6 protein-coding genes and 3 pseudogenes are annotated in these 11,601 nt (G+C 67.3%); 6 read left to right on the forward strand and 3 right to left on the reverse strand.

Annotated elements, in window-relative coordinates; translation table 11 throughout:
• A partial coding sequence (locus ABT001_RS29405; RefSeq protein WP_502967544.1) for a hypothetical protein occupies positions 1-214 on the forward strand: 214 nt, incomplete at its 5' end.
• Between the two features lie 205 nt (positions 215-419).
• On the opposite strand, the gene ABT001_RS29410 is transcribed toward ABT001_RS29405, so the two are convergent.
• A complete protein-coding gene (locus ABT001_RS29410; RefSeq protein ID WP_351283650.1) occupies positions 420-959 on the reverse strand; it encodes a TetR/AcrR family transcriptional regulator in 540 nt (179 codons plus the stop codon).
• Positions 960-1,046: 87 nt separating this feature from the next.
• Between ABT001_RS29410 and ABT001_RS29415 the strand changes: the two genes are divergently transcribed.
• Together ABT001_RS29415 and ABT001_RS36145 are read left to right on the forward strand one after the other, a co-directional pair.
• A complete protein-coding gene (locus ABT001_RS29415) occupies positions 1,047-2,312 on the forward strand; it encodes an MFS transporter (RefSeq protein WP_351283652.1) in 1,266 nt (421 codons plus the stop codon).
• Positions 2,313-2,357: 45 nt separating this feature from the next.
• Positions 2,358-2,600, forward strand: a pseudogene (locus ABT001_RS36145) (asparagine synthase (glutamine-hydrolyzing)); the annotation flags it as partial.
• A gap of 280 nt (positions 2,601-2,880) precedes the next feature.
• Here the strand turns inward: ABT001_RS36145 and ABT001_RS29425 are convergent.
• A pseudogene (locus tag ABT001_RS29425) lies at positions 2,881-3,054 on the reverse strand (3-hydroxyacyl-CoA dehydrogenase NAD-binding domain-containing protein); the annotation flags it as partial.
• Between the two features lie 413 nt (positions 3,055-3,467).
• Between ABT001_RS29425 and ABT001_RS29430 the strand changes: the two are divergent.
• Entirely contained in the window at positions 3,468-3,938 is a 471-nt protein-coding gene (locus ABT001_RS29430; RefSeq protein WP_351283655.1) for a hypothetical protein, read from the forward strand.
• 219 nt (positions 3,939-4,157) lie between these two features.
• Here ABT001_RS29430 and ABT001_RS29435 read toward each other — a convergent pair.
• Positions 4,158-4,451, reverse strand: a pseudogene (locus ABT001_RS29435) (winged helix-turn-helix domain-containing protein); the annotation flags it as partial.
• A gap of 316 nt (positions 4,452-4,767) precedes the next feature.
• Between ABT001_RS29435 and ABT001_RS29440 the strand changes: the two are divergent.
• Positions 4,768-10,989, forward strand: coding sequence for a DNRLRE domain-containing protein (locus ABT001_RS29440; protein WP_351283658.1), 6,222 nt, complete (start codon positions 4,768-4,770; stop codon positions 10,987-10,989).
• 111 nt (positions 10,990-11,100) lie between these two features.
• Positions 11,101-11,565, forward strand: coding sequence for a hypothetical protein (locus tag ABT001_RS29445; RefSeq protein ID WP_351283661.1), 465 nt, complete (start codon positions 11,101-11,103; stop codon positions 11,563-11,565).
• Positions 11,566-11,601 lie beyond the last annotated feature (36 nt).

The raw sequence follows: 11,601 nt of genomic DNA on the forward strand, positions 1-11,601 counted from the left end.
CTCGCCCCAACACGCACCTCACACTTCGCAGCACTCCGCCCCACCGGATAAATCCGATGGGGCGGAACGAAGGGGCATTCGCCAACAGCATCCGGCCACCGGGTACGCCCCTTCTGCCGAGCCGGAGGAGGCGCTCCAGCCCATCCGCGCACGCCTCGCCGAACTGGAGGAGCAGAACGCGACCCTGCCGGCCGAGGCCGCTGCGCGCCGCTGAGGAGAACAGGGAACCCCCTCCGGCCGGCTCCCGCCGTGCGGGGGAGCGGTGCGGGCGAGGTGTTGCCGTGCGGTGCGTGGTCCCTCTGGCCGCCAACGGTCAGGCCGGTTCCGGGCGTTGCGCCCCTGCGTCGTCTTCCTCAGTGTCTGGGTGGGCCAGGGAGGCCGCTACCGCTCGGGTGGCGGCATACCGGGTCGACCACTCGTCAGGCGAGCAGTAGTTCAGCGATCTTCCGGGCACGCCGGGCCGGATCGCCGGTCTGTTCACGCATCGCTGTGACAATCGCACCGTCCACGAGAAGCGCGAACTGTTCGGCGAGTTCCTGGTGTCGGGGGTGGCCCGCCTCTTCGATCAGATGGTTGAGGAAGCCGACGACTCTGCTCTTGTGCTCCGTGGCGAGCCGGTAAACGTCGCTGTGGGGGGAAGCCGTCTCGGCCATGGCGTTGATGAAGGCGCAGCCGCGGAACCCGGGATCGTCCGCACCCTCGGCCAGGGCGTCGAACACAGCCAGTGGTCCGCCCCCGTGGGCGGTCACGGCGCCCTCCAGCCATGCCCGCCAGTGTTCGTCCCGGCGCCGGAGCACCGCGCTCACCAGGGAATCCTTGCCGGCGAAGTGCCGGTAGAACGAGGCACGCCCCACACCGGAGGTGGCCAGGAGGCGTTCCACGCCGACGGCTTGTATCCCTTCGGCGTAGAAGAGGTCCTCGGCGGCTTGTAGCAACCGGTCACGTGCACAGGTCGGCATTTCTCCAGAGTAACTGATCTTGACGCCAAACGGTACCGATCGGTACCATGAAAAACGGAACCGATCGGTACCAACATGGGGGAGTTCATGTCTCGTCCGTCCGCACCCGGCAAGAGGGCGTTATCAGCCGACGCGCCCGACCGGGCCGCCTCGACTGACGCGGTGTCGCCCAAGGCGGCCTGGCGAGGCGTCGTCATACTCGGATTCGGCACGTTCGCGATCGGCACGGACGAGTTCGTGCTGGCCGGCGTGCTGCCCGAGTTCAGTCAGTCGCTCGACGTCCCTGTCACCACGGCCGGTCAGGTGGTTACGGTGTTCGCGCTGACGTGCGCGCTGATGTCACCCACCTTGAGCACCCTGACCGCCGCTCGGCCCCGCCACGGGGTGATCAAGCTCGCCTTCGCGCTCTATCTGCTGGGCATCGTCTGTACGGGCCTGGCCCCGACGTTCGCTGTCGTCCTCGTGGCACAGGCGGTCGCTGCGGCAGGCGCGGCGCTGTACATTCCGGCGGCCACGGTCACGGCCGCCGCCCTCGTCGGCCCCGAACGCAGAGGCCGGGCCATCGCCACCGTGACCACAGGACTGACCGCGGCCACCGCGCTGGGGGCTCCGATCGGGACCGTGGTCGGCAGCGCCCTGGGCTGGCGGTCGACCATGTGGTTCATCGCGGTACTGACCGGCCTCGGCCTCGTGGGCGTCCTGGCCCTGGTGCCCCGCGTCACGGTCTCGGCGCCCGGCGGGATTCGCCAGCGCCTCGCGCCACTCGGAGACCGCCGGGTGGCAGCAGTTCTCGCGACGACCCTGGTCGCCTTCACCGCCGCCTACATCGTCTATACGTACATGGCCGAGGTGTTCCACGACGCCACCGACGGGAGCGGCACGCGCCTGGCCGTTCTCATGTTCGCCTTCGGCCTGACCGGGACCGTGGGCAACTTCTGCGCCGGAGCGCTGGCCGACCGGGTCGGTGCCCGGCTGGTGGTGGGCGGCGCCATCGCGCTGCTCGCGGTCAGCCTCGTGGTGCTCCCCCTGGCCACCGACTCATTCGCCACGGCGATCGTGATCATGGTCGTCTACGGCATCGCGGCGTGGGCCGTCACCGCGCCCCAGCAGTCCCGCCTGATCGGCCTGAAGCCGGAGTCGGCTCCCTTGCTGATCTCGCTCAACGCGGCCTTCCTCTACCTGGCCATCGCCTTCTCCGGAGTCATCGGCGCGGTGGGTATCGGTGCCATCGGGGCCGACAAGATCAGTCTCATCGGTGCGGGTCTGGCCGTACTGGCCCTCGCACTCTCCGAGTTGGGGCACCGGCTGACCAAGAGGCAGTCGGAGGCTCCGGCGGAGACCAGTACCGACTGAGCCACGAACCGCAATGCCATGCATCCTTCGATGAAAAGCATGTCCATGTGTGGGATCGCTGGATGGGTGGACTTCGGCCGTGATCTGACGGGAGAAGGTGCCGCCGCGCAGGCCATGACTGCCACCATGGCCTGCCGAGGGCCGGACGGCGATCCCCTCGTGGTCCTCAGCTACAGCGGCGAGGTCTGCAACTTCAAGGGGATCCGAGAGGAACTGGTCCCGCTGGGTCACCGGTTCCGGACCAGAAGTGACACCGAGGTGGTGCTGCGCTCCTACCTGGAGTGGGGCACCGGAGGCCGCCCGAGAGCAGCGCTGACCGGCCTCCTCGACGGCATGCGGCGCCACGACACCCAGTGGTGCCGCATGCCCGGCGTTCTGGCCAGGGCGATGGCCGCGCGGCGAGCGGCGAGCCAGGATCGCGGGCGGCCCCGACGCGCAAGGGCTCGCCCTGGTTCGAGCTTGCCGCAAGGCGTGTGCCGGAGGTCGTAGCCCGGCGGTGTGAGCGCCGGGCCCGCGGATGGCCGGTCAGTCGTCCGGGTAGAGGCCTGAACGGTCCTGGGCGTGGATGCCGTGTCACCACCTGGTCGAGGACCTGGAAGATCGCGGTCTTGACCTGCTCGTTCTCCACGACGGCCTCGATCACGAGATCGCGGTCGGCGAACTCTCCGAGGTCGGTGGTGAAGCTGAGGCGGGCGAGGGTCTCGTCGCGCTCCTCCACGGTGATCCTGCCGCCCGCGCTCGCCGGACGGCCCCGGGAACCCAGCTCGGCCGGATGTCGAAGCAGGGCGAGCGCGGCGTTGCCGAGGAGCGGGTTCCGCGCGCTCGTCCCTTTCTACGGTGCATCAGCGAGCGGGCCGGGAGAACCCGTGCGAGAGAGACGAAGGCCGTCCGACTTCATCAGCTGGATGTGTGAAGGGGGCTCCGAGGCGACGTACCATGTGCTCAACTGGTGGGTGACGCAATGTTTTTGACGTATCCGACCTATCTGGTGCCGGTGTGACTGACCGCGTATATCGGCTTTTGAACGATGTAACCGACTGCTCTCAACGGCCGACCTCGGGAGTTGACTTGACGCCTCGCAAGGGAGTCGGACGGCATGTCATTGCCCTGGTGTTGAGCCTATGGGCAACGGGAGCACTCACCGGATGCCAGTCCTTGGCCGACGCCGCTTCCGCCTCGGGCTGTGAGAGTACTGAGAGCCGGGTCGACGAGCTCAAGACTCATGGCATCCTCGACTCCCGGCCCAAGGGGGCCCTTGAACCCACAGGCTTCAAGGGCCTGGATGCCGGCTGCTGGGAAGACAGCGGTGATGTGCAACTGTTCGCCGAACGCACCTACGTCTTCCCTGGCGCCAGGGAAGACGTGGCGCGACACTATCGAGCCGCAGCGGAGCAAGGCGGCTGGACGCCTTCTCCCGCCACCCGGCGATCATCGGAGGGGCAAGCCGCGAACCTGTGCTTCACCCGTGGTGAAACGGGCAACGCCGCAATGCTGGAAGTCTACTTTCTGACCAAAGAGATCCTTGACGCGGAAGAAAGCGAGGTCGGACCCGAGTTCAGCACCGGAGTCGGGTACCGAGTGTCCGTCACTTCCTCGGCCGACGGATCTGCGACCGACTGCTCCTGACCTTGCATACGTGATGTCGTCATGATGGTTCGGGCAGCCCGGTGCCCGGTGCCCGGTGAGCCGGTCCCGTTCGGCGATGTAGCGGCGCATTCCGGCGGTGAGGTGGGTGTTCGGGTCGTCCCGGACCAGTACGATCGGGCCACCGAGCTGCCGGTGCGCTGTCTGGATTGGGTCGCGGTGGCCCTTCCAGGAGAACCTCTTGCGTCCGTCGGGCTGGGCGTCCTGGCAGGTCCAGCCGTGCCGCTCGAACAGGCGGCTCCCCCTTGCACGGTGTAGCTCTTGTGGAACCCGACGCCCGATCAGCGTCCTGATCCGCGAGAGGGTCCAGGTCTGGTCCGGCCGGCCATGTGCCACGGGTCCCTTGGCCGGTTCTCGTTCCAGCGCGGTGGACAGTTCGTCGCTGAGCAGCGGCAGGGATGCCGGCCCCTTCGAGGGCAGCTCCCGCCCCGTCCTGCAACCAGGCACTTCGCCAACGGCGTCAGCCCCAGCACGTGTCCGTCTGCACTGCATCATCACCTTCGGTGGGGGCGTCGGGAGCGGCCAGGTTTCGTGGTCGCCTGGCCGCACCGCGGACCCGGCGTCCGAGCCTCGCGCGCTCCGCAACCATGCTTACGGATATCCGCCAATCTTTGACCGGTAAATGATCACTTCTGCTCGCAACAGCTGCCAGTTGTAGGCATCGTGTGAAGATCAATGCTGCTCGCGGGAGGAACCCGCACAGTTGCAAGGAGTGAGCTTGATAGCCACGTTCCTTAGACCGGGGCGCCGACCGGACAGTCCGTCCGTGCAGCCCTTCCTTCCCACACCTCAGCGAAGACGTCTGCGCTCGGTGGCGACAGTGATAGCCCTGGCGATGGCGTTCGAGACCGTCGCGATCGCTGGAGAAGCCACCATGGCGGCGGCTGTGGGCCGTGAAGCCCCGGCTGCCGACCAAGTGGAACAGGCGAAGGATCTCGGAGCGGCGACAGCGGACTCGGTTGCCGCCGCCCGGCTGAAGGCGAAGATACAGAACCGCCGCATCGAGGCTCTGGACGCCCGGACCGAGACATCGACGGTCTATGTGAACCCGGACGGCTCGGTGACCGAGCAGGCGTACGCCGGTCCGATCCGCTTCAAGGATGACCAGGGCCGCTGGCAGGACGTCGACGTCTCGCTGCGGAACCTGTCGGACGGCTCGGTCGGTGCCCGGCAACACCCGCAAGGACTGCGCCTGGCGGGCAAGTCCAAGGCTCCCAAGGGCCTGAAGGAGGTCGGCGAGACAACCGGCTCTGCCGGTGTCCCCCTGGTGACGCTGAAGGGCCGGACAGGGCAGCAGATGCAGCTGGGCTGGTACGGAACCCTCCCCGCCCCGCAGATCGAGGGCGAGGAGAACAACGTCGCCCGCTACCGTGAAGCGCTGCCCTCGGCAGACCTCCTGATCGAGTCGACCCGCACCGGCTACGAGCAGTTCCTCGAACTGAAGGACCGCGGCGCCGTCGACGCCGGCGGGGCGATCGCGTACAGCCTGACGGCCAAGAACCTGAAGGCCAAGGCGAACAAGGACGGTTCGGTCTCCTTCGGCGATGCCAAGGGCAAGTCCGTGGGGTTCCTGCCCGCGCCGGTCATGTGGGACGCACATGTGGACGCCAGGTCCGGTGAGCACGAGCGCACCGCCGAGGTGGATGTGAAGGTTGCCCAGGACGGCGACACCGTCACCCTCACTCTGACGCCCGACGCGAAGTTCCTGGCCGACGACTCGACGAAGTTCCCGGTGACGATCGACCCGGCAGTCAACGTCGGAACCAGTTTCGACACCTTCGTCCAGGAGGGGTACACCACCGACCAGTCGGCCTCGACGGACCTCAAGCTCGGCAACAACGGCTCCTCACAGATCGCACGCTCGTTTCTGTCCTTCCCGATGAAGAACATCACGGGCAAGCAGGTCACGGCGGCCAAGCTGAACCTGTTCGCCTACCACTCCTGGTCCTGCACCGCGAAGAGCTGGGAAGTCTGGTCCTCCGGCGCTGCGAGCACTTCCTCACGCTGGACGGACCAGCCGACCTCGGGGACACGGTACGCCACCAGTACCCAGACCAAGGGATACTCGAGCGCTTGCACCGACGGCTGGGTCAGTGCCGACGTGACCGGTCTGGCCAAGTCGTGGGCGACCAACGGCAACGGCACCAATCACCTGGGCCTGCGCGCTACGGACGAGTCCGACCCCTACGGCTGGAAGCGCTTCTACTCGGGCAACGCGTCCAGCAACACTCCCTACCTGTCAGTCACGTACAACTCGGTGCCCGGCGTACCCACGCTCATCTCCCCGCTCAGCGCCGCGGCCACCAACGACACCACCCCGACGTTGTCGGCCAAAGCCCTGGACGGCGACGGCTCGCAAGTCACTCTCAACTACGAGGTGTGGGCCCCCACCGGCACGTCCGCGTTGCGCTCCGGCAGCAGCGCCGCGGTCGCCTCCGGAGCCCAGGCCAACTGGACGCCCACAGCCCTCGCGGCCGGCTCCTACAAATGGCGGGTACGGGCCGGTGACGGTTCCACCACCAGTGCCTGGTCGGCATTCCGTACCCTGACAGTGGACACCACCGCCCCTGCGGTGACCACGGTTTCCTCCGACGACTACCCGGCGGGCCAGTGGTCCGGCAGCCCGGACGGCAGCGGCGACTTCAGCGGCGGCTTCACCCTCACCCCGCCCTCGACCGACGTCAAGGAAGTCCAGTGGCAACTGGACGGCGGGGCGTGGCAGTCGATCGCCGCCACCGGCGCGGCAGTGACGGCCGAGCCCGTCTTCCGCGCGGGCAGACACACCCTGACCGCCCGAACGAAGGACGCTGCCGGCAACACTTCCAGCACGACCACCTTCACGTTCTACGCGGGCTCGGGCGCGGCGCTGCTCACGCCGGCCCAGGGGGACCGCCCGGCGCGGCGGACCGTACTGACCGGCCAGGGCAAGACCGCTGACACGGGAGTGCGCTACCAGTACCGGCGCGGCGAGACGGACACCTGGAAAGACGTCCCGGTCGCCGACGTACGCCGGAAGTCGGACAACACCGCCCTCACCGCCTGGCCGTCGCCGGTCACCAGCGGTCTGCCGGAGGCACTGGTGTGGAACATCACCGACAGCCTCGACGAGGACGGCGCGATAGAGCTCCGAGCGGTCTTCACCGACGGCTCCAGTACCGATGCCTCCCCGCCCACCTCTCTCACGGTCGACCGCAACGCGGGCGCCGCACCGACGCAGGCCGCCGGTCCGGGAGACGTGAACATGCTGACCGGCGACCATGTGCTGTCCGCGACCGACGCCTCGGCTTTCGGTCTGACGGCGAGCCGCACCGCCTCGTCCCGCCGCCCTGGGGACGGCGCGCAGCAAGAGGGACAGGCCGCCATCTTCGGGCCGCAGTGGACCGCGGGCACTGCGGCGGAACTGTCCGACTCCGAGGCGCTCTACATACGCCAGACGTCGAGCACTTCTGTCGCGCTGGTGGACATCGAGGGCGGAGAGACCGGGTTCACCGCGCTGAGTGGCGGTGGATGGAAACCCGAAGAGGGCGCCGAGACACTGACCCTGACCGGCAGCCTGGCCACCGCCTTCACCCTGAAGGACACCGAAGGCACGACTTCCCGGTTCGCCAAGATCGACGCGTCTGCGACGACCTGGCAGCTCACGCAGACCTCACTCTCCACGGAGAACTCGACCACGTCGCTGGTCGCCGAGAAGGTCACTGTGGGCGGCAAGGTCCTGTCGCGCCCGAAGTACGCGATCGCCCCCACCTCGGCGGTTGCCAACAACACCTGTGCGAACACCCCTTCCACCAAGGGCTGCAGGATCCTGGAGTACCAGTACGCCACCGCCACCACGGCAACCGGCAGCACACTGGGTGACTACGCCGGTCAAGTCTCACGTATCCGCCTGTGGTCCACCGATCCCGGCGCGGCCAACGCCACAGCCACCGTGGTGTCCACATACGCCTACGATGCCTCGGGTCGGCTGCGTGAGCAGTGGGACCCACGGGTCTCCCCGGCGTTGAAGACGGCCCACACCTACGACAGCGCGGGCCGTGTGGTCACCCAGACGCCGCCGGGCGAGCTGCCGTGGACCTTCGCATACGGCAAGGCCGGCGCAAGCTCGGTGGCCGGCGACGGCATGCTGCTGTCCGTCTCACGGCCCACCCTGAAGCCCGGCAGCGGGGACGAGACCGACGGCGGCAAGGCGGCGGTCTCCCTCGTCTACGACGTCCCGCTCTCCGGCTCCACGGCACCCAACCAGGTGACCGCGGCCGACGCCCGGACGTGGGGGCAGACGGACGTGCCCACGGACGCCACCGCCCTCTTCCCAGCCGACCAGGTGCCCGCCTCCCACACCGGTGATGACCTCGCCGCAGGTGACTACGACAAGGCAACCACCACCTACACCAACGCCTCCGGACTCCAGGTCAACACCGGCCTGCCCGGACGCCACCTGACGACCACGCAGTACGACACGTACGGCAACGTCGTCCTCGAACTGGGAGCCACCAACCGGGAACTCGCCCTCGGCAGCTCGGACTACCAGCTCGACACGCAGAGTGAACTGGGCATCCTCGCCGACTCGGCGGCCGAACGGGCGTACAAGCTGGCCACGGTCGCGCAGTACTCCGCCGACGGCCGAAGGATGCTGGAGGAGCGGGGACCGCTGCACCTGGTCACTCTGACCAAGCAGTTGCAAGGCGATGCCGACAGCCCTGACATACCGGCCGGCACCCAGGTTCCGGCCCGGGAACACACCGTCACCCGGTACGACGAGGGCCGTCCGACCGACGGCACCGCCCAGGTCTCGGACCAGGCGACCACCAGTACCACCGGTGCGTTCATCGACGGATACCCGACCGACGGGGACGTCCGCACCACCTCCACCGCTTACGACTGGATCAAGGGCCTCCCCACCAGCACCGCCACGGACCCGGACGGGTTGAAGCTGACCCGTACCTCCTCCTACGACGCGCAGGGGCGCATCACCAAGAACTCCCAGCCCGAGTCGGACGGCGCGGATGCCGGAACGGTGGTGTCCCGGTACTGGTCCGCCACGGGCACCGGCACCTGCTCGGGACGTCCGGAGTGGGCGGACCTGCTGTGCTCCAACGGCCCGGCAGGGAAGATCACTGGCGGTGGAACGAATCCCGACGAACTGCCGACGAAGGCCCTTGAGTACGACCGCTGGGGCAACGTCACCAAGACCTCCGAAACCGCCAACGGCGTAACGCGCACCACCGTCACCACCTACGACGCCGCCGGCCGCGGCAAGCAGGTCCAGGTGAGCGGCGGAAGCGGCACCGCGGTACCGACGCAGACCATCACGTTCGACGCGTCGAACGGACAGGTGGCCACCATGTCCGACGGAACAACAACGGTCCGCCATGTCGCCGACAAGCTCGGCCGGGAAATCTCGTACGACGACGGCGCGGGCAATGTGACACGCACCGGGTACGACATCCGTGACAGGGTCACCAGGCGCTCCGACTCAGCCCCCTCGGAGATCACCTACGACTACGAGAGCCTCACCGGTCTGCCGACCCGGATACACGACTCCGTCATGGGCACCATCGGCGATGTCACGGGCTCCTACGACTCCGACGGCCGCCTCTACCAGCAGAAGCTGCCGTGGAACATGGATGTCGAGTTCAACCTCGACCCCACGGGCAGCGAGACGTCGCGCTACTGGCACTGGGAATCCGGCTGGACCGTACAGGGCGAGTCGATCAGCGAGAACATCCACGGCCAGGTCGTCTCCCGCACCACCTACACCGGCGGCGGCGCCTACCAGGCGTACACCTATGACGCGGCCGGTCGGCTCACCAAGGCCGACGACACCCAGACCGGCGTCACCACCCACCGCGCCTACGGGTTCGACGACAACACCAACCGCACGTCCTTGGCGACCACCATCGATGACGTGGACGGTGGTGACCCCACCACCACGACGGTCAACTCGTCGTATGACAGCGCCGACCGGCTGATCTCCACCGGAACCGTCTACGACGCCTTCGGCCGGACCACCTCTCAGGCCGACGGCGCTCAGAACGCCTACTACGCCAACGACCTGGTCCGCCAGATCACGGCGCGGGGCAAACGCACCACCTGGAACCTGGACGGAGCCGGCCGGCTCGCCGCGTACACGACCGAGAACCAGGACGACAGCGGCGCCTGGGCCGCCTCGGCGAGTGTCCGCAACCACTACGGGGCCGACGGAGACAGCCCCGCGTGGACCGACGAGGGTGACGGCCGGATCTCCCGGAATCTGTCGGATCTGACCGGCGGCCTGATCGCCACCACAAGTGCCGCCGGAGACGTGGTCCTCCAGCTCACCAATCTGCACGGCGACGTAGCCACTCAGATCCCCCTGGTGGACGCCACGACTCCGGTCGTCAACTCCTACGACGAATACGGCAACCTTCTCCCCGGCACGGACGAAGCCCGCTACGGCTGGCTCGGTGGGGAGCAGCGGTCCTCGGAGACGCCCAGCGCGGTCACGCTCATGGGCGTCCGACTCTACGACGCGAGCACCGGACGTTTCCTTTCCGTCGACCGCATCGTCGGAGGAAACGCCAGTTCCTATGACTACTGCTTCGCCGACCCGGTGAACTGCTACGACATCAGCGGGAACTACAGCGTCAACGGTCTCGTTCCCGAGGCCGCCATCTGTGCCCTGTTCCTGCTCTGGTGCGCGGACATGGTCTACATCACGCACTGGGCTCTCGGCGAAGCGAAGAAGAGGTACTCGAACAAGGCGAAGCAGAACGCCTACCGCCACTGCATCTGGCAGGCAATGCTGACCTGGGCGGTCGGGTCTTCCTTGGCCAAGGCGCTGGGCAACGCCCATGAGAGGAAGGCAGGCAGTTCCAAGGCGGCCAAGCGGGATTCCAAAGCAGACCAGTACAACAACAAAATCGGACGAAGCAAAGGCGCCAAGATCACGGCTTGGACGTACGGGAACGCAAAAAAGACTGCTTGCCGTCTGTGCAAGGACGCGGTCAAGAAGCACAAATTGAAGTCCAATGCCGCAGGCAAGACGTGGGTCTAGCGTAGTACGCACGCGGTATCAGGAAGGGCGGGGTGGTGTGGCGGCTTGCGTCACGCTGCCCCGCTGTATGTGAGCGAACAGACAAGTCGCGCTTCACTCCGGAGCACAGGAATGCGAAGATCTCGCCGTGACAAGCCGGCCCAGGCGGAAGAACCGCCAACCTCGGCGCTATCGATCAGCGTCAGTGAGGCAAAACACCTGATAGAGGTTCTGCGGCATGCCGGAGCGCAGATATCCGAGTTGACTCGTGGAGACGTTGATGAGGGATGGGTTGCGGAGGCCAGCGGGTCTGCTCTCATCGCGTCCTTCTACGCACGCATTGGCTTGAGCGTCACCCGAGGCTCGGACGCCGTCCCCGTGCTCACCAGAGAAATTGGCCAGTTGGAGGCGGCAGTGCTCAACCTCGAATCTTACGAAGGCCATGAAGTGATTCTCTGTCTCGGCTACGAGCTGCTGCAGAAATTGGAAAGTCGTAAAGACGCCTGCAGGGCACTGTGTCTGGTCGACGGAGTATGGGCAATTGCTGACGAAAAGGGAGAGTCTGCCAGCGGTACGGAGGCACCGTCCATGATCTGACTGCCTGACCTCGGGTGACGCGCCCCTGCGGGCCCG

This window comes from Streptomyces sp. NPDC002793, from assembly GCF_040295485.1.
Taxonomy (GTDB): domain Bacteria; phylum Actinomycetota; class Actinomycetes; order Streptomycetales; family Streptomycetaceae; genus Streptomyces.